Source organism: Amycolatopsis rhizosphaerae, from assembly GCF_007713715.1.
GTDB classification, from domain to species: domain Bacteria; phylum Actinomycetota; class Actinomycetes; order Mycobacteriales; family Pseudonocardiaceae; genus Amycolatopsis_E; species Amycolatopsis_E rhizosphaerae.
In genome coordinates this window covers 1-25289 of the sequence record NZ_VJWX01000046.1, presented here as the reverse complement: position 1 = coordinate 25289, position 25289 = coordinate 1, and the positions used below count along the sequence as shown (strand labels likewise).

The 25289-nt window shown below is 69.8% G+C and carries 21 protein-coding genes; 12 read left to right on the top strand and 9 right to left on the bottom strand.

All coding sequences use genetic code 11. From position 1 onward, the window contains the following. Nucleotides 1-983 (bottom strand): glutathione S-transferase family protein (locus tag FNH05_RS07590; protein ID WP_144586615.1); only part of this gene is annotated, 983 nt, incomplete at its 3' end. A gap of 52 nt (nucleotides 984-1035) precedes the next feature. Next, nucleotides 1036-2007, bottom strand: coding sequence for a helix-turn-helix domain-containing protein (locus tag FNH05_RS07585; RefSeq protein ID WP_144586614.1), 972 nt, complete (start codon nucleotides 2005-2007; stop codon nucleotides 1036-1038). Between the two features lie 82 nt (nucleotides 2008-2089). Here FNH05_RS07585 and FNH05_RS07580 point away from each other — a divergent pair, with 82 nt between their 5' ends. Together FNH05_RS07580 and FNH05_RS07575 are read left to right on the top strand one after the other, a co-directional pair. Further along, nucleotides 2090-2818, top strand: coding sequence for an NIPSNAP family protein (locus FNH05_RS07580; RefSeq protein WP_246127593.1), 729 nt, complete (start codon nucleotides 2090-2092; stop codon nucleotides 2816-2818). Between the two features lie 125 nt (nucleotides 2819-2943). Next, nucleotides 2944-4305 carry a WS/DGAT/MGAT family O-acyltransferase gene (locus FNH05_RS07575; RefSeq protein WP_144586619.1) on the top strand — a complete coding sequence of 454 codons (1362 nt, stop codon included), beginning with the start codon at nucleotides 2944-2946 and terminating at the stop codon, nucleotides 4303-4305. A gap of 234 nt (nucleotides 4306-4539) precedes the next feature. Here FNH05_RS07575 and FNH05_RS07570 read toward each other — a convergent pair whose 3' ends face one another. Both FNH05_RS07570 and FNH05_RS07565 read right to left on the bottom strand, forming a co-directional pair. Continuing rightward, nucleotides 4540-5940 carry an amidase gene (locus FNH05_RS07570; RefSeq protein WP_144586612.1) on the bottom strand — a complete coding sequence of 467 codons (1401 nt, stop codon included), beginning with the start codon at nucleotides 5938-5940 and terminating at the stop codon, nucleotides 4540-4542. A 30-nt stretch (nucleotides 5941-5970) separates the two neighbouring features. After that, on the bottom strand, nucleotides 5971-6957 hold the full coding sequence (locus FNH05_RS07565) for a D-2-hydroxyacid dehydrogenase (protein WP_186382430.1): 987 nt from the start codon (nucleotides 6955-6957) through the stop codon (nucleotides 5971-5973). 87 nt (nucleotides 6958-7044) lie between these two features. Here FNH05_RS07565 and FNH05_RS07560 point away from each other — a divergent pair, with 87 nt between their 5' ends. Genes FNH05_RS07560 through FNH05_RS07550 form a run of 3 tightly spaced genes read left to right on the top strand, consistent with a single transcriptional unit; the run spans nucleotide 7045 to nucleotide 9208 of the window. Beyond that, nucleotides 7045-7785 (top strand): maleate cis-trans isomerase family protein, encoded by a 741-nt coding sequence (locus tag FNH05_RS07560; protein ID WP_144586611.1) that lies wholly within the window; start codon nucleotides 7045-7047, stop codon nucleotides 7783-7785. Between the two features lie 32 nt (nucleotides 7786-7817). Continuing rightward, a complete protein-coding gene (locus tag FNH05_RS07555; protein ID WP_144586610.1) occupies nucleotides 7818-8525 on the top strand; it encodes a maleate cis-trans isomerase family protein in 708 nt (235 codons plus the stop codon). Beyond that, nucleotides 8522-9208: a GntR family transcriptional regulator gene (locus tag FNH05_RS07550; RefSeq protein WP_144586609.1), complete on the top strand. Its 687-nt coding sequence runs from the start codon at nucleotides 8522-8524 to the stop codon at nucleotides 9206-9208. Before FNH05_RS07555 ends, FNH05_RS07550 begins: the two co-directional genes overlap by 4 nt. 33 nt (nucleotides 9209-9241) lie before the next feature. Here FNH05_RS07550 and FNH05_RS07545 read toward each other — a convergent pair whose 3' ends face one another. Beyond that, nucleotides 9242-10138, bottom strand: a complete 897-nt coding sequence (locus tag FNH05_RS07545; protein ID WP_144586608.1) for a LysR family transcriptional regulator — start codon at nucleotides 10136-10138, stop codon at nucleotides 9242-9244. A 96-nt stretch (nucleotides 10139-10234) separates the two neighbouring features. Between FNH05_RS07545 and FNH05_RS07540 the strand changes: the two genes are divergently transcribed. After that, a complete protein-coding gene (locus FNH05_RS07540; protein ID WP_144586607.1) occupies nucleotides 10235-10663 on the top strand; it encodes a nuclear transport factor 2 family protein in 429 nt (142 codons plus the stop codon). 34 nt (nucleotides 10664-10697) lie between these two features. Here FNH05_RS07540 and FNH05_RS07535 read toward each other — a convergent pair whose 3' ends face one another. Both FNH05_RS07535 and FNH05_RS07530 read right to left on the bottom strand, forming a co-directional pair. Further along, nucleotides 10698-11780, bottom strand: a complete 1083-nt coding sequence (locus FNH05_RS07535) for a tartrate dehydrogenase (RefSeq protein ID WP_425458423.1) — start codon at nucleotides 11778-11780, stop codon at nucleotides 10698-10700. Then, on the bottom strand, nucleotides 11777-13267 hold the full coding sequence (locus tag FNH05_RS07530; RefSeq protein WP_144586606.1) for an NAD-dependent succinate-semialdehyde dehydrogenase: 1491 nt from the start codon (nucleotides 13265-13267) through the stop codon (nucleotides 11777-11779). The genes FNH05_RS07535 and FNH05_RS07530 overlap by 4 nt, the downstream gene beginning before the upstream one ends. 42 nt (nucleotides 13268-13309) lie before the next feature. Here FNH05_RS07530 and FNH05_RS07525 point away from each other — a divergent pair, with 42 nt between their 5' ends. From FNH05_RS07525 to FNH05_RS07510, 4 genes are all read left to right on the top strand, one after another. Continuing rightward, entirely contained in the window at nucleotides 13310-14575 is a 1266-nt protein-coding gene (locus FNH05_RS07525) for an aspartate aminotransferase family protein (protein WP_144586605.1), read from the top strand. A gap of 207 nt (nucleotides 14576-14782) precedes the next feature. Then, nucleotides 14783-15307, top strand: a complete 525-nt coding sequence (locus tag FNH05_RS07520; RefSeq protein ID WP_144586604.1) for a DUF3830 family protein — start codon at nucleotides 14783-14785, stop codon at nucleotides 15305-15307. Nucleotides 15308-15935: 628 nt separating this feature from the next. Continuing rightward, a complete protein-coding gene (locus FNH05_RS07515) occupies nucleotides 15936-17309 on the top strand; it encodes an FAD-binding oxidoreductase (protein WP_144586616.1) in 1374 nt (457 codons plus the stop codon). A gap of 47 nt (nucleotides 17310-17356) precedes the next feature. After that, a complete protein-coding gene (locus FNH05_RS07510) occupies nucleotides 17357-18910 on the top strand; it encodes an acetolactate synthase large subunit (RefSeq protein WP_144586603.1) in 1554 nt (517 codons plus the stop codon). 283 nt (nucleotides 18911-19193) lie between these two features. On the opposite strand, the gene FNH05_RS07505 is transcribed toward FNH05_RS07510, so the two are convergent. Together FNH05_RS07505 and FNH05_RS07500 are read right to left on the bottom strand one after the other, a co-directional pair. Beyond that, on the bottom strand, nucleotides 19194-21359 hold the full coding sequence (locus FNH05_RS07505) for a 3-hydroxyacyl-CoA dehydrogenase NAD-binding domain-containing protein (protein ID WP_144586602.1): 2166 nt from the start codon (nucleotides 21357-21359) through the stop codon (nucleotides 19194-19196). A gap of 10 nt (nucleotides 21360-21369) precedes the next feature. Then, a complete protein-coding gene (locus FNH05_RS07500) occupies nucleotides 21370-22581 on the bottom strand; it encodes an acetyl-CoA C-acetyltransferase (RefSeq protein ID WP_144586601.1) in 1212 nt (403 codons plus the stop codon). Nucleotides 22582-22710: 129 nt separating this feature from the next. Here FNH05_RS07500 and FNH05_RS07495 point away from each other — a divergent pair, with 129 nt between their 5' ends. Together FNH05_RS07495 and FNH05_RS07490 are read left to right on the top strand one after the other, a co-directional pair. Next, complete coding sequence (locus FNH05_RS07495) at nucleotides 22711-23895, top strand: TetR/AcrR family transcriptional regulator (protein ID WP_144586600.1); 1185 nt, start codon at nucleotides 22711-22713, stop codon at nucleotides 23893-23895. Between the two features lie 25 nt (nucleotides 23896-23920). Continuing rightward, nucleotides 23921-25129, top strand: coding sequence for a low temperature requirement protein A (locus FNH05_RS07490; RefSeq protein WP_144586599.1), 1209 nt, complete (start codon nucleotides 23921-23923; stop codon nucleotides 25127-25129). The last annotated feature ends 160 nt before the right edge of the window (nucleotides 25130-25289 follow it).

Below are 25289 nucleotides of genomic sequence, written 5' to 3'. Positions count from 1 at the left end.
GTCTCCTCGGGCGGCGGAGGTGGCGGAGCGGTGCCGTCGCCGAAGGGACGGCCGCCGAGTTCCTCACGGCCGTGCGGGCTGTCCCAGTCCCTCAGCCGGGGTCCCTTCGGCACGATCCCGCTGGGGTTGATCTGCTCGTGCACCTGGTAGTAGTGCCGCTTGATGTGGTCGAAGTCGACGGTGTCACCGAAACCAGGGGTCTGGAACAGGTCGCGCGCGTAGGCCCACAGCACCGGCATCTCGCTGAGCTTCTGCCGGTTGCACTTGAAATGCCCGTGGTAGACCGCGTCGAAGCGGACCAGCGTGGTGAACAGGCGGATGTCGGCCTCGGTGATGGTGTCGCCGACGAGATAACGCTGTCGCGACAACCGGTCGCTCAACTCGTCGAGCCGCGAGAAGAGGCGTGAGTAAGCGGCCTCATATGCGGCCTGCTTCGTGGCGAACCCGGCCTCGTACACGGCGGCGTTCACGTCGCGGTAGACCAGCCGGTTGATCTCGTCGATCTCGTCCCGGTGTTCTTCGGGATACAGGTCGGGAGCCCCGGCGCGGTGATAGGCGGTCCATTCGGTGCCGAGGTCGAGGGTGATCTGCGGGAAATCGTTGGTGACGAGCCTGCCGCTGGGGATGTCGACCACCGCCGGGACGCTGATCCCGCCGTCGTAATCCGGTTCCGCGGCGCGATAGGCCTCGGCGAGGAATTCGATGCCCAGCACGGGATCCCGGCCACCCGGATCGAGGGTGAACCGCCAGCTCCGCTCGTCCTGGATGGGATCGGCGACGGCGACCGAAAGGTGCCGCTCCAGCCCGAGCAGGCGGCGCACGACCAGGCCCCGGCCGGCCCACGGGCAGGCGCGGCTCACCACCAGCCGGTACCGGCCGGATTCCACCGGCCAGCCGTCCCGCCCGTCGGCCGTGATGCGGGCGGCGAAATGATTGGGCGAGCGCACGAACTCGCCCGTTTCCGGGTCCGTCGGAACAGCCATACCCGCCACCCTAGCCACGCCGCGTGCCGCGAGGCGGGAGGAACAGGCCGGGTCAGGCGCCGGTGGCCCGGAAGGCACGCCGGTACTCGCTCGGACTCACCCCGAAGTGGAGGGCGAAGTGGCGCCGCAGGTTCGCCGCGGAGCCCAGTCCGCTTCGCCTGCCGACCGCGTCAACCGGCAGGTCGGTGGTTTCCAGCAGGTCCCGGGCGCGCAGCAGGCGCTGGGTGCGCAGCCATCGCAACGGGGTGGTGCCCGTGGCCGCGTGGAACCGGCGGTTCAGCGTGCGGGTCCCCATCGCGCCGCGGCAGGCCAGGTCGTCGACGGTCAGCGGCTGGTCCAGATGCTCGATCGCCCACTGCAGCAGGGGGCCCAGTCCGTCGTTTCCCGGTTCCGGGACGGTCCGCACGACGTACTGCGCCTGTCCTCCGGTGCGGTGGGCGGGCAGCACCATGCGGCGGGCCACCTCGTTGGCGACCCGGGCGCCGAGATCGCCGCGTAGCACGTGCAGGCACAGGTCGATGCCCGCGCTGCGCCCGGCGCTGGTGAGGACATCGCCGTCGTCGGTGTAGAGCACCGAGGCGTCCACACGCACCCGCGGGTGGCGGGCGGTGAGCGTCTCGGCGTACATCCAGTGGGTCGCCGCCCGCCTGCCGTCCAGGAGACCGGCGGCGGCAAGGACGAAGGCACCGGTGCACAGCGAAACGATGCGAGCGCCGGCCTCACTCGCCGCTCGTACCGCCTCGACGAGTTCCGCCGGGATCGGCTCGTCCGACTGGACGCAGGCATAGGGCAGCGCGGGCACGACCACGGTGCGGGCCTCGGCCAGTGCGCCGAGGTCCCGATCGGCCGGGTGCCTGCAGCCGAACTCACCCCGGGTGCCTGCCGGGTTCGCCGCGCACGACCACAGTTCGTACCAGGGATCGGCGAGGTCGGGCCTGGCCGATCCGAACACCTCGAACGCGATGGCCAGTTCGAACAGCGGCATGTCGTCGATCAGGGCCAGGGCCACCGGGCCGGTACGCATAGCGCAGACTATGTCACGAATTTTGCGCACAGCGGCAGTTCTGCCACTCGTCCCCGGTGACGCCGGTCGGCATCCTCGCGGGGTGACCATCGTGAACGTCGTCGAACTCCGGCAGTACACCCTCCATCCGGGCAAACGGGACGAGCTCATCGAACTCTTCGACCGTGAACTGGTCGAACCGCAGGAAAGTGCCGGGATGGCGGTGCTCGGCCAGTTCCGCGACGAAGACGACCCTGACCGGTTCGTGTGGCTGCGCGGCTTCCCGAGCATGGCCGCGCGCCGGGAGTCCCTCACGGCCTTCTACCTGCACGGCGACGCCTGGAAGGCCAACCGGTCGGCCGCCAACGCCACGATGAAGGACTCGAGCGACGTCCTGCTGCTACGGCCCTCGCGGCCCGGTCCGCTGGTACTACCCGGGGCCGGGCGTCCGCCCATCGGGGTGATCACGCCGCCCGGTTCCCGCGTGACGATCACACTGTGCCACCTCGGCGCCGCGGTGGACGAGGATTTCGTCCGCTTCTTCGAGGAGAAGGTCCACCCGGTACTGGCGGCGACCGGCGCCCCGCCGATCGCCTGCCTGCGGACCGAACGGGCGGCGAACACCTTCCCCGCCCTGCCGGTGAGGACCGGGGAGAACACGTTCCTCTGGCTCACCGTGTTCGCCGATGCCGCCCATCGCGAGGAACACCGGCGGCGGCTCGCCGAATCGCCCGGATGGCGGGCAGGCATCCTGCCCGAACTGCACGGGCGGCTGAGCGCGCCGCCGCGTCACCTTCGGCTGACGCCCACCGCCCGCTCCCGCCTGCGCTGACACGATCCACTGTGGAGCTCACGGGATACGTTCGCATGAAAGGTCACCCCACGGGGTACGACTACCACTAGACTGACTCGGGCCCCGGCGGCTGGCACGAGAGGTGGTCACCAATGGCGTCACCGATGGCACTGATGCCCTTCACCGACTCGATGTTCCTGCTGGTCGAAAGCCGTGAGCACCCGATGCACGTCGGCGGGCTCCAGCTCTTCCGCAAGCCCGAAGGCGCGGACGAGCACTACCTGCGCACGCTGCGCGAGGACCTGTTGAAACAGGACGACGTCCCCGAACTGTTCCGGCGCCGCCCGGCCTCTCCGGTCAACACCGCCGGGTACGTGGCGTGGACGCACGACGAGCACGTCGATCTCGACTACCACTTCCGGCATTCGGCGCTGCCCCAGCCCGGCCGGATCCGCGAACTGCTCGAGCTGACCTCCCGCTGGCACAGCACCCTGCTGGACCGGCACCGTCCGCTGTGGGAGATCCACCTGGTGGAGGGCCTGCCGGACAACCGGTTCGCGATGTACAGCAAGATCCACCACGCGCTGCTGGACGGCGTGGCGGCGCTGCGGCATCTGCAGAGCACGCTGACCACCGATCCGGACAAGGTCGACTGCATACCGCCGTGGGGTACTCCCCGCCCGCCCCGCGAACGGTCTCCGCGCCGCCCGCTGGACCTGCTGGGCACCGCGCGGAGCGCGATCGGGCAGGTCGCCGGGCTGGCACCGGCCGCGTTGAAGGTGGCAAGGGAGGCGTTCCGGGAGAACACGCTGACGCTGCCCGCGCAGGCGCCGAAGACGATGTTCAACGTGCCGATCGGCGGCGCCCGCCGCTTCGCCGCCCAGTCGTGGCCCCTGGCGAGGGTGCGCGACATCGCCACCCGGTCCGGTACCTCGCGCAACGATGTGGTGCTCGCGATGTGCGCCGGTGCCCTGCGGGACTACCTGATCGAGCAGCGGGCACTGCCGGACGCGCCCCTGATCGCGATGGTGCCGGTGTCGATGCGGAAGCAGGCCGAGTCGGCCTCGACGGGTAACCAGATCGGTGCGCTGCTGGCGAACCTGGGCACCGACAAGGCGAGCCCAGCGGAACGGCTGGCCGTCATCCACCGGTCGATGCGCGAGGCGAAGCGGATCTTCCGGGAGCTGACGCCGGTCCAGGCGCTGCTGCTGTCCGGGATCAACGTCGCGCAACTGGGCATCTCCACCGTGCCCGGGGTGGTCACGCACACCCGGCCGCCGTTCAACCTGGTGATCTCCAACGTGCCGGGCCCGCGCGAGCAGATGTACTGGAACGGGGCGAAACTCGACGGCGTCTACCCGGCTTCGGTGCTGCTGGACGGGCAGGCCCTCAACATCACGCTCACCAGCAACGGCGAACACCTCGACTTCGGCATCACCGGCTGCCGCCGCAGCGTCCCCCACCTGCAGCGACTCCTGCTGCACCTCGACACCGCCCTCGTCGAACTGGAGCACGCCGTCGCCTAGCTAGGAACTGTTTCGAAGTGGTTTGCGTGGCGGTGCGGGTGGCGGAACCTCAGGCGGTCCCTGGCTGCGGGATCGCCTCCTCATGAATGCCAATTCACCACCTCGGCGCTGTCCTCCCCAGGAACCGCCTGAGAACCCGCGGCGGCGCCGGTTGACAGCCCACTGCAAGCGGCTCCGCCGCTTTTGAAACACGCCCTAGTCGAGAGTCCAAACGGGACAGTCGCGCTAACGCTTTCAAGCCACCGAAGCCATGGGGCAGGCGGGCCAGGGCCGGACCTCCTCCAGCAGGCGCGCCACCGCGAGGACCAGGTCGTCGGAGTGCCGGGGCCCGACGATCTGCAGCCCGACCGGGAGCCCGTCCGCGGTGAGCCCGGCGGGCACGCTGATCGCGGGCTGCTGGGTCATGTTGAACGGGTAGGTGAACGGCGTCCACGCCGGCCAGCCGGCCAGGTCGCTGCCCGGCGGCACCTCGTGGCCCGCCTCGAAGGGCTTGATGCCGACGGTCGGGGTGATCAACACGTCGTAGCGCGTGTGGAACTCTCCCATCAGGATGCCCAGCGCGGCCCGCTCACCGGTGGCCCGGAGGTAGTCCGCGGCCGAGTGGCGCCTGCCCTGTTCCCAGACCCGCCGCAGGCCCGGGTCGATCTTCTCCTCGCAGCCGGGAGGGAAGGTGTCGAGCCATTGCGCGGCCCCGGCGGACCACAGCACGTCGAAGGCTTCCTTGGGGTCGCCGAACCCGGGGTCGGCCTCCTCGATGCGCAGGCCCGCTTCCCCCAGTGCGTTCACGGCCGAGCGCACCACCTGGGCGACCTCCGGATCGACCCGCGCGTAGCCGAGGTCCGGGGAGAAGGCGGCGATCAGGCCCTGCACGTCGCGGCGGACGGCCTCGCGGTAGGAGGCGGCGGGCGGGGGCAGCGCGGCCGGGTCCCGGTAGTCGGGCAGCGCCAGCACGTCGAGCAGCAGTGCGACGTCGTCCACCGAACGGGCCATCGGCCCGGCGTGGGACAGCGCGCCGAACGGGCTCGCCGGGTACAGCGGGATGCGCCCGTGCGTCGGCTTGAGCCCGACGATGCCGCAGAAGGCGGCGGGGATGCGCACCGAACCGCCGCCGTCGGTGCCGACCGACAGCTCACCCATGGCGGCGGCGACGGCCGCGGCGCTGCCGCCGCTGGAGCCGCCTGGGGTCAGCGACGGGTTCCACGGGTTGCGCGTGATCCCAGTGAGCAGGCTGTCCGTGACGCCCTTCCAGGCCAGTTCGGGGGTGGTGGTCTTGCCGAGCAGCACCAGGCCGTTTTCGCGGAGCCGCGCGGTGACCGGGCTGTCCACCTCCCACGGCTGGTCGGGGTCGACGCAGGTCGAGCCCCGCAGGGTCGGCCAGCCCTGGGTCAGGAACATGTCCTTGATCGAGGTGGGCACGCCGTCCAGCCAGCCGATCGGATGCCCTTCCCGCCAGCGGGTTTCCGATGCCTTCGCGCCCGCCAGCGCGACTTCCGGGTCGACAAGGCAGAAGGCGTTGCACCGGCCGTCGCGTTCTTCGATGGCCCGCAGGGCCGCCTCGGTCGCTTCCACCGGCGAGATCTCGCCGCTGGCGTACCCCGCGACCAGTTCGCTCGCCGTCAACAGGCTCGTCATCATGCTCCTCAATGCCCGGCTCGGTACCCCTGGTCACTGCCCCGACGGCACGTATCCCAGCTGTTTGTCCACCACGTTGAGCAGTGGCTCGCCACTGTGCCAGCGCCGGAAGTTCTCCGCGAACACCTCGACCAGCGTGTCGCGCCAGCCGGCGAAATCACCCGACATGTGCGGGGAGATCAGCACGTTCGGCATGGTCCACAACGGACTGTCCGAAGGCAGCGGTTCGGTTTCGAAGACGTCGAGGGCCGCCGCGGCGGGCCTGCCCGCCCGCAGTCCCGCCATCAGGTCGGCGGTCACCACCAGTTCCCCGCGCCCGACGTTGACGAACCGGGCGCCGGGGGCCATCGCCGCGAACGCGGCCGCGTCGAACATCCCCTTGGTCTGCTCGGTCAGCGGCGCCACCGCGATGACGTAGTCGTATCCGGGCAGGTGTGCCGCGAGTTCGGCCGAGGCGTGGACCTCGCCGAAGTCCGGATCACCGTCGGCGGCCCGCCGTCCCGCGCCCGAGACCGCCATGCCGACGGCCCGCAGCATCCGCGCGACCGCGCGGCCGATCGGGCCGGTTCCCACCACGAGCGCGCGACGACCGGCCACGCGCTCGGTTTCCCGGTGCTGCCAGCGGTGCCGCCGTTGCAGTTCGAGGGAGCGCGGCAGGTCCTTGGCGAAGGCGATGATCACGCCGAGGATGTATTCGGCGATCGAGTCGTCGAAGACACCCCGGGAATTGGTGAGCACGACGTCGCTTTCGCGCAGTTCCGGAAACATCACCGGGTCCACCCCGGCACTGGCGATATGCACCCAGCGCAACCGGTCCGCCGCGGGCCAGGCGCGCCGGAGAGCGGTGGAAAGGAAGTCGTAGAGGAACAGCGCATCGGCTCCGCGCAGCGCGTCCGCCAGACCTTTTTCGTCGGTGTAACGGACGAGGGCGGTTGTTTCGATGGTCCGCATGGCTGGGAGCGACGAGGGCTGCCGATCACCACACAGCACCGCCAGCACCGGCCTTTCCGTGCCGATCACATTGACACGGTAGGAGGCGGTCGTATGATTGTCAACAATCCGAGGGGTCTCCCCGGAGGCATTCCTTCATACCTTCGGAGCCAAGCCTTGGATTTGGATCTTTCCGCGTTCGACGGCCCGCTCGCGCAGCGGGGCATCGGGGTGATCGCCCCGTTCGACATGGCGCTGGACCGGGAGGTCTGGCGCTGGGTTCCGGCGGAGGTCTCGCTGCACCTCGCCCGCACGCCGTACGAACCGGTTCCGGTGAGCATGGAGATGGCCTGCCTGGTGAGCAACAGCGCCCACCTCGCCGCCGCCACCCGCGACGTGCTCCACATCGAACCCGAGGTCGTCGCCTACCTGTGCACCTCCGGCAGTTTCGTCAAGGGCGTCGACTACGAGCGCTCGCTGCGCAAGACCATCTGCGACGCGGGCGCGCCGGAGGCGGTCACCACCTCCGGCGCGCTCGCCGAGGTGCTGCAGCAGCTCGACGTGCACCGGGTTTCGGTGATCACGCCCTACGACGCGGACCTCACCGGCAGGCTCCGGGACTTCCTGGCGGAACTCGACGTGGAGACGCTGTCGAGTGAGTTCCTCGGGCTGGGCAACGGGATCTGGAAGGTCAGCTACCGCACCATCGCCGAGCGGATCATCAGCGCCGACCACCCCGACGCCGAAGCGATCTTCGTCAGCTGCACCAACCTGGCGACCTACGACCTGATCGAGCCGCTCGAAAGGGCACTGGGGAAGCCGGTACTGACCGCCAACCAGCTCACCATGTGGGCCTGCCTGCGCCGGATGGCGCTCCCGGTCGTCGGGCCTGGCAGGTGGCTCCGCGAGGTGTCGTGACCGTGCCCCAGCCGACCGTGAAGAGGTGCGCCATGCCGACCGTCGGATTCATCTACCCGGACCACGCGGCCGAAGACGACTACCCGTTCGCCGAAGCGCTCTTCGGCGGGCGGTATTCGCTGCCCGTGGAACACATCTACGGCACCGACCTGCACGCGGTGCCCGAGCTGCTCGACCTCGGCAGCGAGCGGCGGCTGGCCGAGGGTGCCGCGCGGCACGCCCGGCACGAACCGGACGCGGTGGTGTGGGCGTGCACCAGCGGCAGCTTCGTCTACCGCTGGGACGGGGCCCGCGACCAGGTCGACAAGCTGGCCGCGGCCGCGGGCAGGCCCGCGTCGAGCACGTCGTTCGCCTTCACCAACGCGGCGGCCCACCTCGGGCTGACGCGCGTCGCCGTCGCGGCGAGCTACCCCGCCGACGTCGCGGAACTGTTCGTGGCCTTCCTCGCCGCCGCGGGGATCGAGATCGTCGCGATGTCCAGCGAGGGCATCGACACCGCGGCCGAGGTCGGCAGGCTCGCCCCGGAGGCCGTCGTCGCACTCGCGGTGGGCAACGACCACCCGGCAGCGGAGGCGGTGCTCATCCCCGACACCGCGATGCGCACACTGGGCGTGGTGAACACCATCGAGGAACGTCTCGGCAAGCCGGTGCTCACCGCCAATCAGGTCACCATCTGGGAAGGACTGCGACTCGTGGGCGAAACTCCCGAGTCCGACGAACTGGGGACACTGTTCCGATGAGTTTGAAGCCGCTAGCCGCCATCGAACCGGTCAGCCGGGAATCCACCGCCGCGATCATCGCGCGCCAGTTGCGCGAGGCGATCATGAACGGCTCGCTCCCGCCGGGCGCGCAGCTCGGCGAGACCGATCTGGCCGCGCAGTTCCAGGTGTCGCGCGGCCCGCTGCGGGAGGCGATGCAGCGGCTGGTCTCGGAGGGTCTGCTGCGCAGCATCCGCCACCGCGGGCTGTTCGTGATCGAGCTCGAACCGGACGACATCCACGACATCTATTCGGCGCGACTCGCCGTCGAACGAGCCGCGCTGATCCGCGTCCTGCGGGGCGACCGGGAGGCGGCGGCCGACCGGCTGGCCGAAACGGTGCGCGAGATGGCGGACGCGGCCGGCGGCGAGGATCCCGCCGCGGTGACCGAGGCCGATCTGCGGTTCCACGAGGTGCTGGTGGCCGAGTCGGGCAGCAAGCGCCTCGCCCGCATGTCGCGCACGCTGCTGATCGAGACCCGCATGTGCCTGTCCGCGCTGCGCTCGACCTACAGCAGCGAGGAGGAGCGCGTCACCGAACACAAACGGATCGCCGAGGCGATCCGGTCCGGGGACCAGGAAACGGCCGTCTCGTTGCTCGCCGCCCACATGGAGGACGCACTCCACCGCCTCGCCCCCGGCACCACCCTCCTCCCCCAGGGGTAGAGCCGCGTCCGTCGGTGCGGGCCGATGCCCGGCTCAGGGCGACGAGCGGTGCAGAAGGCAGGCACGGACGAAATCTCCGACGACCTGGTTGTCGTCGTCGGCGGCTGCCCACGCGACCCCGACCTGGCTGGGGCTGACGTCGGTGACGGGCCGGTAGGTCACTCCGGGACGCTGGTAGAAGCGGGCGGTGGCCGCTGGGGTGAGGCTGACGCCATAACCGTTGGCGATGGCCGCCAGCCACTCGTCCGGATTGCGGGCCACCGCGCCGATGCGGACCTCGTGGCCCTCCCGTTCCTCGGTGGCCAGCCAGTAGTCACGCCACCAGCCCGACTCCGGCGGGGTGGCGACGAACGGCTCGTCCCACAACCGCCGGAACGGGATCTCGGCGAGTTCGGCCAATGGGTGCGCGCTGGGCAGACCGACCCAACGCGGCTCGGTGAGCAAAACCTCCACCCGCAGCCGGTCCTGTCCGGGGAACGGCAGTCTCAGCAGCGCGACGTCCACCAGTCCGTCGGCCAGCCCCGCGGTGGGATCGGCCCAGTCGGTCTGGCGCATCTCCACCCGCCAGCCGGGACGACCGCGGGCAAACGTTCCCACGATCGCCTGCGTGTTCTCGTTGGCGGCGCTGGCCACGAACCCGACCCGCAGCACATGCGCGATCCGGCTGGACACACTGCGGGCCTCGCGAAGCGCCACATCCCATGCCTCCAGCACTGCCGGTGCCCGCTCGGCCAGGCTGCGTCCGGCATCGGTGAGGGTCATGCCGGACCGGGAGCGGGTGAACAGCGCGACTCCCAGCTGGCTCTCCAGCTGCTTGATCTGCTTGGTCAGCGCCGGCTGGGACACGAACAACCGCCCTGCCGCCCTGGTCAGGTGGCCTTCCTCGGCGACGACGGTGAAACAGCGCAGCAACCGGGTGTCGACGTCCATGCCGCCAGGTTATGGATACAGGTATTGGACGCTTACCGCGGAGGTCACCGAGTATTGGTCCCGCAAACAGGAACAACGACCCGAGGACAGGACCCCATGAGCGACAAGACCGCGAAGATCGACAGCATCACCAGGTTCTTCGCCGCCTACGCCACCTACGACCTTCCGGCGATGCGGGCCGTGCTGACCGAGGACGTCGAGTGGACCATCCCTGGCCACCACCCGCTGTCCGGCACCAAGAGAGGCGTGGAGGAGGTCGCGGCCTTCTTCACCGAGCTGGGAAAGGCCGGCTTCCAGGCCGATCCGCTGTTCCTGGAGGCCAACGACGAGTACGTGGTCGACATCCACCGCGGCTGGACCACCGAAGGCGTCGGCAAGGTCGACACCCTGTGGGCGCTGGTGTGGCACTTCAACGCCGAGGGCAAGATCGACCGGGTGGTCAACCTCTCCGCCGACCAGCACCAGATGGACAGCTACGTCTGGAACAACTACACGCTCGCCCCGCTCCCCGAGCGCCTGGCCTGAGCGGTCGGGGAGCGGCGGCGAAACCGGCCTGGAGTCAGCCGACGGCGTCGGCGATGGCGGTGCCGAGTCCGGCGGTGGTGGCGTGGCCGCCGAGGTCGGGGGTGGCGGCCTCCCCGGCGGCGAGGACCGTCTCCACCGCCCCGGACACGGCCCGCGCCGCGGCGTGCTCCCCGAGGTGCTCCAGCATCATCGCCCCGGCCAGGATCTGCGCGACCGGGTTGGCGATGCCCTTCCCCGCGATGTCCGGTGCGCTGCCGTGTACCGCCTCGAACATCGACGGGTACTCGCCCGGCGGGTTGAGGTTGCCCGACGGCGCCATGCCCAGGCCGCCGGTGATCGCCGCGGCGAGGTCGCTGAGGATGTCGCCGAACAGGTTCGAGCCCACTACGACGTCGATCCGCTCGGGGTGCTGCACCATGCGCGCCGCGAGCGCGTCGATGTGGCACTGCTCGGCGGCGACCTCCGGGTAGTCCGCGGCGACCTCGGCGAAGATCTCGTCCCAGAACGGCATCGTGTGGATGATGCCGTTGGACTTCGTCGCCGACACCAGCCTGCCCAAGCGGCTCCCGGCCAGGTCGAAGGCGTAGCGGATGATCCGCTCCACCCCGACCCTGGTGAACACCGATTCCTGCAGCGCGAACTCCCCCGGATGCCCGGAACCGTGCCTGCCGCCCAGTTCGGAGTACTCCCCTTCGGAGTTCTCCCGGACGATGACCATGTCCAGCTCCGCGGCGGTCCGGTCCCTGAGCACCGAAGACGTCCCGGGCAGCAGCCGCACCGGGCGAAGGTTCACGTACTGCGCGAAGGCCCGGCGGACCGGGATCAGCAGGCCCCACAGGGAAACATGGTCGGGCACCCCGGGAAAGCCCACCGCGCCGAGGAAGATCGCATCGAACACCGAAAGCCGCTCGACGCCGTCCTCGGGCATCATCGTGCCGGTCCGGGAGTAGCGCTCGCAGCTCCAGTCGAACCTCGTCCACTCCAGACCGAATCCGTACCGCGCCGCGGCCCGGTCGAGCACCTTGCGTGCCTCGGTGACGACCTCGACGCCGATGCCGTCACCGGGGATGCTCGCGATGCGGTAGTCCCGCTGGGGCACGTCCACCGCGGCGGTCACAGTGCCACCGCGATGTACTTGATCTCGAGGAACTCGTCGATGCCCACGCTGCCGCCCTCGCGGCCCAGCCCCGACTGCTTGACCCCGCCGAAGGGTGCGGCCGGGTTGGACACGATGCCCTGGTTCAGCCCGACCATCCCGGACTCCAGGCGTTCCGACACGCGCAGCGCGCGCTTGAGATCATTGGTGAACACGTAGCTCACCAGCCCGAATTCGGTGTCGTTGGCGGCCTCGACGGCCTCGTCTTCGGTGTCGAACACGGTGATCGGCGCGACCGGGCCGAAGATCTCCTCGGTGGCCATGCGGGCGTCGCGCGGGACGTCGGTGAGCACGGTGGCGCGGTAGAAATGCCCCGGACCATCCACTGTGGACCCTCCGGTGAGGACCTTCGCGCCGCGGTTCGCCGCGTCCTGAACCAGTGCCGACACCTTCGCCACGGCGCCGGCATCGATCAGCGGGCCCACCACGACACCCGGTTCTGTCCCCCGGCCCATCGGCAGCGCGGCCATCCGCTCGGTGAGCCGCCGCGCGAACTCGCCGGCCACCCCGCGCTGCACGTAGAACCGGTTCGCCGCGGTGCAGGCCTCGCCGATGTTGCGCATCTTGGCCAGCATCGCCCCTTCCACCGCGGCGTCGAGGTCGGCGTCGTCGAACACCAGGAACGGCGCGTTGCCGCCGAGTTCCATCGAGGTGCGCAGCACCTTGTCCGCGCACTGTTCCAGCAGTCTGCGCCCGACGGCGGTGGAACCGGTGAAGGACAGCTTGCGGGCCCGGCCGTCGCGGATGAGCGGCTCCATCACGCCGCCCGGGTCGGTGGTGGTCACGACGTTGAGCACCCCCGCGGGCAGTCCGGCCTCGGCGAGGATCGCGGCCAGCGCGAGCATGGACAGCGGGGTCTGCTCGGCGGGCTTGATCACCATGGTGCAGCCCGCCGCGATCGCCGGGCCGATCTTGCGGCCGCCCATGGCCATCGGGAAGTTCCACGGTGTGATCAGCAGGGTCACCCCGACCGGCTGCCTGGTGACCAGGAACCGGCCCTGGCCGTTGGGCGCGACCTGGTAGCCGCCGTCGATGCGGACGGCCTCTTCCGAAAACCAGCGGAAGAACTCGGCCGCGTAGGCGATTTCGCCCCGCGCCTCGGGCAGCGGCTTGCCCATCTCCAGTGTCATCAGCAGCGCGAGTTCCTCGGTGCGCGCGTTGAGCAGTTCGTAGGCGCGGCGCAGGATTTCGCTGCGCTCGCGGGGCGCGGTGGCCGCCCATGAGGCCTGTACCGCGGCGGCCGCGTCGAGCGCGGCCATCCCGTCGGCGGGGCTCGCGTCGGCGACTTCGCACAGCACCTGCCCGGTGGCGGGGTCGGTGACCGGGAAGGTGCGCCCGCCGGTCGCGGCGACCCACTTGCCCCCGATGAACAACTCCTTGTCCACGCCTTCGACCACGCTGGTCTCGGTCACGCTTCCTCCCGCTGTTTGCGCCGTTTCCCGGGCCATGCTATGCATATTGTCAACAATCTACAACGAGGAGCCGCTTCGATGGCCCAGCTCTCCCCTCTACTCAAGCAAGCCACCCCCGTTGTCGTCGACCACGGAGAAGGAGCCTGTCTCTACGACGTCGAGGGCCGCCGTCATCTCGACTTCACCGCGGGCATCGGCGTGACCAGCACCGGCCACTGCCACCCGAAGGTGGTCGCGGCGGCACGGGAGCAGATCGGCAAGCTGATCCACGGCCAGTACACGACGGTGATGCACCGGCCGCTCCTCGAACTCGTGGAACGGCTCGGGGAGGTACTGCCCGCGGGACTGGATTCGCTGTTCTTCGCCAACTCCGGCAGCGAGGCGGTCGAAGCCGCCCTCCGGCTGTCCCGCCAGGCCACCCGGCGCCCCAACGTGATCGTCTTCCAGGGTGGTTTCCACGGCCGCACGGTCGCCGCCGCGACCATGACCACCTCGGGCACCCGGTTCAGCGCGGGCTTCTCGCCGCTGATGGGCGGCGTGCACGTGGCCCCGTTCCCGTACGCCTACCACTACGGCTGGGACGAGCAGACCGCGACACGCTTCGCACTGCGGGAACTCGACTATCTCTTCGCGACGGTCAGCGCACCCGGCGAGACCGCCGCCTTCTTCGTCGAGCCGGTCCTCGGCGAGGGCGGCTACGTCCCCGCGAACACCGAGTTCCTGACCGGGCTGCGGGAACGGGCCGACCGGCACGGGATCCTGCTCGTGGTGGACGAGATCCAGACGGGCTTCGGCCGCACCGGGAAGTACTGGGGGCACCGGCATTTCGGCGTCCACCCCGACGTCGTGCTCATCGCGAAGGGCCTGGCCAGCGGGTTCCCGCTGTCCGGCATCGCCGCCTCGGCCGAGCTGATGGCGAAGGCCTTCCCCGGCTCCCAGGGCGGGACCTACGGCGGCAACGCGGTTTCGTGCGCGGCGGCACTGGCCACGCTCGACGTGATCGAGGAGGAGGATCTCGTCGCCAACGCGGCAGCGCGAGGCGGGCAACTGCTCGAAGGCGCCCGCCTGATCGGCGACAAGACCCCGGAGATCGGCGACGTCCGCGGTCTGGGCCTGATGGTCGGCTCCGAGTTCACCACCGCGGACGGCGAGCCTGCCACCGCACTGGCGCAGGCCGCGCAGCAGGAGGCGGCCCGGCGCGGCCTGCTGATGCTGACCTGCGGCGCGTACTCCAACGTCGTCCGGATGATCCCGCCACTGGTGGTCACCGCCGAACAGGTGGACGAGGCACTGGGCCTGTGGAGCGAGACCGTCGCCGCCGTGACGGGAAACCCGACAAGCTAGGGCTGTTTCCTAAGCGGCGGAGCCGCTTGCGGTGGGCTGTCAGCTTGCACCGGCGCGGGTTCTGACGTGGTTCCTCGCGAGGAAAGCTCCGACGTGGTGAATTGACATTCATGAGGAGGAGATCCCACAGCGAGGGACCGCGTCAGGTTCCGCCACCCGCACCGCCACGCAAACCACTTCCATACGGCCCCTGAAAGGACTTCCGTCATGGCTCGGTACCTCACCATCAGCCTCGACAAGCGCGGGGTTTCCTGCCGGGCGGTCCTGCTGGACCGGGACGCGCCCCGCACCTGCCAGGCGGTCTGGGACGCGCTGCCGCAGAGCGGCTCGGCGTATCACGCGAAGTACGCCCGCAACGAGGTGTACACGCTCGTGCCCCCGTTCGCCGACCCGGCGCCCGGCCGGGAGAACCCGACCGTCACCCCCATCCCCGGCGACGTGGTCTACTTCGGATTCGAAGCGTGGGAAATCGGAAATCCGGCCTACGGATACGAGGAAACGAGTACCGCGCACGGCACCGGTGGCGCGACCGATCTCGCCATTTTCTACGGCCGGAACAATCTGCTCATCAACGGCGACGCGGGCTGGGTTCCCGGAAATGTTTTCGCCACGATCGTGGAAGGCCTGCCGGAAATGGCGGCCGCCGCCCAGGACCTCTGGCTTCGCGGGGTCGAGGGCGAGACCCTCTCCTTCGCCCGCGCGAGTGAGACCGTTCCCCGGGAGGGCACCTGACAGCCCCTTCCGTCACCCAATCGCGTGATCTCTGCAGAGTAACCAAACGTGGCGCGATCTTCACTCTTTCGAGAGGACGTGCGGCCCGAATGCCGCATCAAGATCACCATTGTCGCACTTCGCGGTCGCCGAGGGGCACTACTCCGTGTCCACACCGGATCGAGGGATACCCCTCGGAAAAACCCGAAAGGGTCACGTGTTTAGACTGAAGGGATTTCAGCTTTCGCTTGGCCGTGCGCCAACACTTCCTTGGGCGCATTGACAACCAGGGCGGAAGGATGGAAATCTTCGCCTCGCTTTCGAAAGCAAGGCATGATATTCCCATCCGTTAAGGAGCCCCTCACATGCAGGCGTTTGCCACGCACTTCCACTACTGCCACGACATTCTGACGAACGTCCTGGCGTCGCTGGCCCACTTCGTGGGCTGGCTGGTCTGATCGGTGCGCACAGCCTGAAGCGGTAGGGCGGGGCCGGTACGTTGGCGCGGACCGGCCCCGCTCGCCGTGCGGGGGGGCTTCCCCGCTACGTGAAACATCTTCATAAACCGCCGGGTAAGGTGCCGTACTACGCTGCCGACGAGGGCAAGCGCAGGCACCAGAGAGGCGGGTGGCACGTCATGGCCGAGGTCATGCCGGAGGTCACGGCACGGTTCGCCGAGATCGTCGGCACCGCGAACCTGCTCAGCGGCACCGAGGTGAACGAGGACTACGGTCACGACGAATGCCTCACCTGCCCGCCGCGGAAACCGGCCTCCGTGGCCAAACCCGGCACCGCGGCCGAAGTCGCCGCACTCCTGTCCACCGCGACCGAACTCGGCGTTCCGGTCACCGCGCGCGGCTCGGGCAGCGGCCTGTCCGGGGCCGCCCGCCCGCGCGAAGACGGGCTGCTGATCTCCTTCGAGCGAATGAACGCCGTCCTCGAAATCGACACCGCGAACCAGGTCGCCGTGGTGCAGCCCGGGGTCACCCTGGCCGAACTGGACGAGCGCACCGCCGGGACCGGCCTCGCCTACACCGTCTACCCCGGAGAGCTCAGCGCCAGCGTCGGCGGCAACGTCGGCACCAACGCGGGCGGGATGCGCGCGGTGAAGTACGGCGTCACCCGCAACAACGTCCTCGGTCTCGAAGCGGTGCTCCCCAGCGGCGAAATCATCCGCACCGGCGGGAAGAACGCCAAGATCTCCAGCGGCTACGACCTCACCCAGCTGATCATCGGCTCGGAGGGCACCCTCGCGCTGGTGACCGAGGTGACCGTCAAACTCCACCCGAGGCTGGCCCACGCCGCCACCCTGCTCGCCCCGTTCACCGACCTCGACGAGGTGATGCGGGCGGTGCCGCGCATCCTCGCCGCCGGGCTCACCCCGAACATCCTCGAGTACATCGACAACCTGACCATGGCCGCGATCACCTACACCGAGCAGCTCTCCCTCGGCGTGCCCGACGAGATCCGCGACCGCACGCAGGCCTATCTGGTGGTGGGACTGGAAAACCGGGACGGCGAACGTCTCGACGGGGACGTCGAGCGGGCCGGTGAACTCCTCGGCGAACTCGGCGCGACCGACGTCTACGTGCTCGACGGCGGCTCGGCCCGCAAGCTCATCGAAGCGCGGGAGAAGGCGTTCTGGACCGCGAAGGCCGCGGGCGCCGACGACGTCGTCGACGTGGTGGTGCCACGCTCCGAAATGCCCGGTTTTCTCGCCAGGGCCAGGGAACTGGCCACCGCCGCCGGAGCCGGTGTGGTCGGCTGCGGTCACGCCGGGGACGGCAACGTGCACCTGGGCGTCTTCTGCCCCGATCCGGACAAGCGGCACCGCCTGCTGCACGAAATCTTCGCCGCCGGAATGGCGGCCGGGGGCGCGATCTCCGGCGAGCACGGCATCGGACAGGCCAAAAAGGACCATTTCCTCGCACTGGAGGACCCGGCGAAGCTCGCCCTCCTGCGCCGCCTCAAGCAGGCCTTCGATCCGGCCGGCATCCTCAACCCGGGCGTCCTGTTCGACTGAGGAGACCGGCCAGGCCAACCACTGCCAGATCGATCTTTAGGAGCGAAATGAACGGCGCGCAGTCGCTGATCCGCACCCTGGCCGACGCCGGGGTCGAAGTGTGCTTCGGCAATCCCGGCACCTCCGAAATGCATTTCGTCGCCGCGCTCGACTCGGTGCCCGAGATGCGGGGCGTGCTGGGGCTGTTCGAGGGCGTGGTGACGGGTGCGGCCGACGGGTACGCGCGGATCGCCGGAAAGCCGGCGGCCACCCTCCTGCATCTGGGCCCCGGCCTCGGCAACGGCCTGGCGAACCTGCACAACGCGCGCCGCGCGCACACGCCGATCGTCAACGTGGTGGGCGACCACGCGACCTATCACAAGCGGTACGACGCCCCGCTGGAATCCGATATCGAGGCCGTGGCCGGTTCCCTGACCGGCTGGGTGCGCCGCTGCGACAGCACCGCGGACCTCGGCGCGGACGCGGCGGCGGCGGTCGCGGCGGCGCAGGACGCCCCGGGCCGGGTGGCGACGCTGATCCTGCCCGCGGACCTGTCGTGGAACGACGGGGGCGTGCCGGTCGCGCCGATCCCGCCGCGCGCCCCCCGCCCGGTCGCGGCGACGACGGTGAAGGCCGTCGCCGAGATCCTGCGCACCGGCGAACCGGTGGCGGTGCTGGCCGGAGGCCCCGCCTGCCGCGAGGCCGGGCTGCTCGCGCTCAGCCGGATCGTGACCGCCACCGGCGCCAAGACGCTGATCGAGACCTTCCCCGCCCGGTTGGAGCGCGGCGCGGGCCTGCCCGCCTTCGAACGGCTCGGGTACCTGGCCGAGCAGGCCACCTACCAGTTGAACGGGATCAGGCACCTGGTACTGGCCGGAGCCAAGGCACCGGTGTCCTTCTTCGCCTATCCCGGCAAGGCGAGCGAACTGGTGCCCGAGGGTGCGCAGGTGCACGTGCTCGCCGAACTCGGGGAGGACGTCACGGGCGCGCTCGAAGCGCTCGCCACGGAGGTCGCGGCGGACACCGAGCCGGTACTGCAGCAGCCGCAGCGGCCCGCGCTGCCCACCGGCCCGCTGACCGCGCAGAACTGGGTGGAGGTGATCGGCGCCCTGCTGCCGGAGAACGCGATCATCTCCGACGAGGCCAACACCTCCGGTCTGCTGCTGCCCGCGGCGACGGCGGGGGCGCCGCGGCACGACCTGCTGACGCTGACCGGGGGCGCGATCGGGCAGGGCCTGCCGGTCGCCACCGGTGCCGCCGTCGCCGCTCCGGACCGGCCGGTGATCGCGCTGCAGGCCGACGGCAGCGCGCTGTACACGATCTCGGCACTGTGGACCCAGGCGCGGGAGAACCTCGACGTCACCACGGTCCTGCTGAACAACCGGGCCTACGCGATCCTGCGGATGGAACTGCAGCGGGTCGGCGCGGAGGGCTCGGGGCCCAAGGCGAACGCGCTGCTCGACCTGTCCCGGCCGGACCTGGACTTCGTGAAGATCGCCGAAGGCATGGGCGTTCCGGCGAGCCGCGCGACCACGGCCGAAGAACTGGCAGAGCAGTTCTCGCGGGCCCTGGCCGAGCCCGGTCCGCACCTCATCGACGCGATCGTGCCGCCCCTGCTGTGATGCCGTGAGGGGGCCCCTCACGGTCGTGAGTGTTGGCCGTGAAGGGCCCCTTCACAGTCGATTTGACTGTGAAGGGGCCCTTCACGGCTTGCCCCAGCCCCTCCGGCCGGGGGTGGGGGTCTGCAAAAGTGGGTTGCCGGTTGCCAGAACCCGGGGTCCCCTCACGGTCGATTCGACTGTGAGGGGACCCCTCACGGCGCCCATTCCTGCCTGCGCCCTTACGGCGAATAGGGCCGTGAGGGGATCCCTCACGGCCCTATCGCGGCCCTATCGGCGCCGGGGGTTATTCGTAGATTTCGCCGGCTTCGGCCTTCGCGACCAGCGAAGCGGGCGGGGTGAAGTGGTCACCGTAGCGCTCCGCCAGCTCGCGGGCGCGGGCCACGAACCCGGCCAGGCCACCCTCGTACTGGTTGATGTACTGGATGACACCGCCGGTCCAGGCCGGGAAACCGATGCCGAAGATCGACCCGATGTTGGCGTCCTGCACCGAGGTGAGCACGCCCTCGTCGAAGCACTTCACGGTTTCCAGCGCCTCGGCGAACAGCATCCGCTCCTGCAGGTCCTTGAACGGAACCGCAGCGCTGCCCGAGTTGAACGCCTCCCGCAGGCCCGGCCAGATCCGGGACCGCTTGCCGTCGACGTACTCGTAGAAGCCCGCGCCCGAGGAACGGCCCTTGCGGTCGAACTCGTCGATCATCCGGTTGATGACCGCCTCGGAGGCGTGCGTCTTCCACTCGCCACCGGCGGCCTCGACCGCCGCCCGGGTCTCCTGCCGGATCTTGCGCGGCAGGGTCAGGGTCAGCTCGTCCATCAGCTGCAGCGGCGGAGCCGGGTACCCGGCCTGCGCACCGGCCTGCTCGATCGAGGCGGGCTCGACACCCTCACCGACGGCGGCGATGGCCTCGTTGATGAAGGTCCCGATGACGCGCGAGGTGAAGAAGCCGCGGCTGTCGTTGACGACGATCGGCGTCTTGCGGATCTGCAGGGTGTAGTCGAAGACCTTCGCCAGCGTGGCGTCGGAGGTCTTCTCCCCGCGGATGATCTCGACCAGCGGCATCTTGTCCACCGGCGAGAAGAAGTGGATGCCGATGAAGTCTTCCTGCCGCTTGACGCCCTCGGCCAGGCCGGTGATCGGCAGGGTCGAGGTGTTGGAGCCCAGCACCGCGTCCGGGTTGACGATGTGCTCGATCTCGCCGAACACCTTGTGCTTGAGTTCCTGGCTCTCGAACACCGCTTCGATCACGAAGTCGACGCCCTTGAAGTCCTCGGGGTCGGCGGTCGGCTTGATCCGCGCGAGCAGCGCGTCCGACTTCTCCTTCGTGGTCTTGCCGCGGGAGAGGGCCTTCTCCTCGATCTTGACCGCGTAGCCCTTGCCCTTTTCGGCGTTCTCCTGCGAGACGTCCTTGAGCACCACGTCGATGCCGGCCTTGGCGCTGACGTACGCGATCGCCGCGCCCATCATGCCCGCACCGAGCACACCGACCTTGGTGGCCTTGAACTTCTCGAACCCTTGGGGACGCGAGCCGCCCGAGTTGATGTGCTGCAGGTCGAAGAAGAACGCCTTCGTCATGTTCTTCGCGACCTGGCCGGTGACCAGGCTGACGAAGTACCGCGTCTCGATCAGCGTCGCGGTGTCGATGTCGACCTGCGCGCCCTCGACCGCGGCGGCCAGGATGGCCCGCGGCGCGGGCATCGGGGCACCCTTGAGCTGCTTGCGCAGGTTGGCCGGGAACGCGGGCAGGTTCGCCGCGAACGCCGGGCTGGACGGGGTGCCACCGGGGATCTTGTAGCCCTTGACGTCCCACGGCTGCGCGGCCTCGGGGTTGGCCTTGATCCACTCCTTGGCCTTCGGCAGCAGCTCGTCCACACTGGACACCACCTCGTGCACGAGGCCCAGCTCCAGCGCCTTGGCGGGCTTGTGCCGCTGGCCCTGCACGAGCACGTTCAGCACCGCGCTCTGGATGCCGAGCAGGCGCACGGTCCTGGCGACGCCACCACCACCGGGCAGCAGGCCCAGGGTCACCTCGGGCAGGCCGATCACCGTGCCCGGGACGTCGGCGACGATGCGGTGGTGCGTGGCCAGCGCGATCTCCAGGCCACCGCCCAGCGCGGCGCCGTTGATCGCCGACACCACCGGCTTGCCCAGCTTCTCCAGACGGCGAAGCTGCGACTTCATCTCGTTGGTGCTCTTGGTGATCTCTTCGGCGTGCTCCGGCGTCGCCTGGATCAGGTCGTTGAGGTCACCGCCCGCGAAGAAGGTCTTCTTGGCGGAGGTGAGCACGACACCGGTGATCGAGTCCTTTTCGGACTCCAGCCGGTCCACGATCTGCCCGAAGGACTCGCGGAAGTCGGCGTTCATGGTGTTGGCCGACTGCTTCGGGTCGTCCAGCGTGAGCACGACGATGCCGTCGGCGTCGGACTCCCAGCGGATGGTCTTGGTCTCGGTCATTGGTCTTTCCTCACACCCGCTCGATGATCGTGCCGATACCCATGCCGCCACCGATGCACAGCGACAGCAGCGCGCGCCGGGCCTGCCGGCGCTCCAGCTCGTCCACCATGGTGCCGAGGATCATCGCGCCGGTGGCGCCGAGCGGGTGGCCCATGGCGATCGCGCCGCCGTTGACGTTGACCTTCTCGTCCGGCAGCTTGAGGTCCTTCATCCACTTCAGCACCACCGAGGCGAAGGCCTCGTTGAGTTCGAAGAGGTCGATGTCGTCGGTGGTCAGCCCGGCGATGTCGAGCACCTTCCGGGTGGCCGGCGTCGGGCCGGTCAGCATGATCGTCGGGTCGGCGCCGGTGATCGCGGCCGCGACGATGCGGGCCCGCGGGGTCAGTCCGAGGTCCTTGCCGACCTGCTCGTTGCCGATCAGCACCAGCGCGGCACCGTCCACGATGCCGGACGAGTTGCCGCCGGTGTGCACGTGGTTGATCTTCTCGACCGAGTGGTACTTCTGCAGCGCGACGGCGTCGAAGCCACCGAACTCGCCGATGCCCTCGAAGGCGGGCTTCAGCTTCGCCAGGTCCTCCACGGTGGTGCCGGGGCGGCGGTGCTCGTCGTGGTCGAGGATCGTGACGCCGTTGATGTCCTTCACCGGCACCACGGACTTGGCGAAGTAGCCGCCGGACCAGGCCGCCTCGGCCCGCTCCTGCGAGCGCACCGCGAAGCGGTCGACGTCCTCGCGGGAGAAGCCCTCCATGGTGGCGATCAGGTCGGCGCCGATGCCCTGCGGGACGAAGTAGGAGTCGTAGTTGGTGGCCGGGTCGGTGAACATCGCCCCGCCGTCGGCCCCCATCGGCACGCGCGACATCGACTCGACACCACCGGCGATGATCAGGTTCTCCCAGCCGGAACGCACCCGCGCCGCCGCCTGGTTGACCGCCTCAAGGCCGGACGAGCAGAAGCGGTTGAGCTGCACCCCGGCGACCGTGTCGGGCAGGCCCGCCGCGATGGCCGCGCCGCGCGCGATGTCCGCGCCCTGGTCCCCGACCGGGGACACCACGCCCAGGATGATGTCGTGGACCAACGCCGGGTCCAGGCCCGGGTGGCGCGCCTTGAGCTCGTTGATCAGACCGACCACCAGGTCGATCGGCTTGGTCCCGTGCAGGGACCCGCCCTTGTTCTTGCCACGAGGCGTGCGGATCGCCTCGTAGATGTATGCCTCGTTGCTCACACCGACGGCCCTTCCTCAATTGCGCTCAGATGACTCTGGGTGACGCTAATCCTCACTAACATAATCCCGGTATCTGCCCTGGTGTCAACCGGTTGCGTGTCGATTCACCAGCGCTAGAGTAGGCTCACTATGCAACCCTCCCGAAGTCGCCGACCCGGCGAGCGCCGCCACCAGCTGGCCGCCGTGGCGGCCGAGCTGTTCCGCGCCCGCGGCTACCACGGGGTGGGCATCAACGACATCGCGGCCGCCGCCGGCATCACCGGGCCCGCCCTGTACCGGCATTTCGCCGACAAGCAGGCCGTGCTCTCCTACGTGCTGCTGTCCTCGGTGCGCGACATGGAGGCCGAGACCACCGCCGCGCTGTCCACGCTCGGGAGCCCGAGCGGTGAGCAGGTCGACGAGCTGCTCAGCCGGATCGCCTCGGCCTCGGTGGAGCGCCGCGACGTCGCCGCGCTGTGGCGCTGGGAAGGCAGGCACCTGTCGCCCGAGGACCAGCGCGAGATCGGGAAGCGATCGGGCACCATCCTGGCCGCGTGGGCGAAGGTGCTGCTGGAAGTGCGGCCCGGGCTGACCGCCGCCGACGCCGAACTGCTGTGCTGGGCCGCGCTGAGCGTGTTCGGCAGCGTCTCGGTGCACCGCACGGCGGTGGCGAAACGCCGGTTCGTCCCGCTCCTGGTCGAGCTGGCCAAGCGCGTGCTGCACGCGGACCTCCCCCGGGAGACCGGGACGGGGCCCGCTCCCGCCGAGACCGGGATCGGCTCCCCGAGCCGCCGTGAACAGCTGCTGTCCGCCGCCGCCGAACTGTTCCGCAGCCGCGGCTTCCACGCGGTGAGCATGGAGGACATCGGCGCCGCGGCCGGGATCGCCGGTCCCAGCGTCTACCGGCACTTCCCCAGCAAGGCGAGCCTGATGTACGCGATCGGCCGCCGCGCCGCCGACCGGCTGGCGCTGGACGTCGAGCGGGTGCTGCGCACCAGCAGCGACGAGGCGGAGGCGCTCGGGCGGCTGGTGGAGTCGTACGTGCACGTCCTCACCGGCTCCGTGGAGCTGATGGTGTCGTTCTCGATCGACGGGGTCAACCTCGCCGAGGCCGATCGCGCGGAGCTGGTGCGCATCCAACGGGACTACGTGGCACAGTGGGTGAACCTGCTGATGGCCGCCCATCCCGAACTCAACGCGCGCGAAGCCAGGATCACCGTGCACGCGGCGCTCACCATCGCCAACGACCTCGCCCGCACGCGGCGCGTGAACGCGCGGCCGAACCTGCCGGGCGAACTCGTCATCCTGCTCAAGGCGGTTCTCGGCCTCCGCTGATGATCTTTCGGGGCAAGATGCACGCATGCCCGCCGAGCGACTCCTGCATCTGGTGACCGAAGACGAGCAGCACCGGGTCACCACCCTGGAACTGTTCTTCGACCTCGTCTTCGTCTACGCGATCACCCAGACGACCCAGCTCATGTCCGACAACCCCACCCTGCTCGGCCTCGGCCAGGGCCTGGCCATGCTGGCCGTGCTGTGGTGGTGCTGGTGCAGCTACACCTGGCTGGGCAACACCGTGCACGCCGACCGCGGGGTCGCACGGTTCGCGATGCTGGCCGCGATGGCCGCGATGTTCGTGGTGTCACTGGCCATTCCCGAAGCGTTCACCGACGCGCCGGGCGGGCTGTTCACGCCGCTGCTGTTCCTCGGCTGCTATCTGCTGGTGCGCGTGCTTCATCTGCTCGCCTACTACGAGGCCGCCCGAGCCGACCCGGCCCTGCGGCGCGTACTCGTCCAGGTGGCCCCGTCGATGCTGGCCGGCACGGGGGTGCTCGCGGTGGGCGCGTTCACTTCCGGAGCCGTGCAGCTGGGACTGTGGGTACTCGGCCTCGTGGTCGACTACACCGGCGTCTACCTCAGCGGTTCCAAGGGCTGGCGGATCAGCGCGCCCGGCCACTTCGCGGAGCGCTTCGGGCTGATCGTGATGATCGCGCTGGGCGAGTCGATCGTGTCGATCGGAATCGGCATCTCCCACCTCCCGCTGACCTGGCCCATCGTGGTCACCGCCCTCTGCGGGCTCGGCGTCGCGGTGAGCCTGTGGTGGCTGTACTTCGACGTGGTGGCGCATTCGTCGGAGCACCGGCTCGCCTCGGCACAGGGCGCGGAGCGGGCCAAGCTGGCCACCGACACCTACACCTATCTCCACCTGCCGCTGATCGCGGGCGTCATGCTGGTCGCGCTGGGCCTCAAGAAGGTGCTGCTCCACGTGGCCGACACCGCGCACTACCTGCTGCGGGATCCGCTGCACGGAATGCCGTTGTGGGCGTTGACCGGCGGAACCGCGCTGTATCTCGGGACGCTGTCCGCCATCCGCAGGCGGAACCTGGGTCGCTGGAACGTCCAACGGCTGGTCTCTGCGGCGCTCCTGCTGGTGGCGACCCCGCTGCTGGGCCTGGTGCCCGCCGCGGCGGCACTGGCCGCGGTGCTGGCCGCGTGCCTGGGTGTGGTCACCTTCGAACGTCTCCGGTTCGGCCCCCTGCGCACGAAGCTCCTCGGCACCACGTCCTGACCCGTGCTAACCTACTCGCGAGTAGGTAACGGTTTGAGGGGAGTGCGACGTGGCAGCGCTCAACGGAACACCGCGGCGGAAACGCGACGTCATGGGCGTCGGCCTGGCCGCGCTCACCCGTCTCGCGGGCAGTAGGACGCTGGACCGCGCGGGGCTGCGC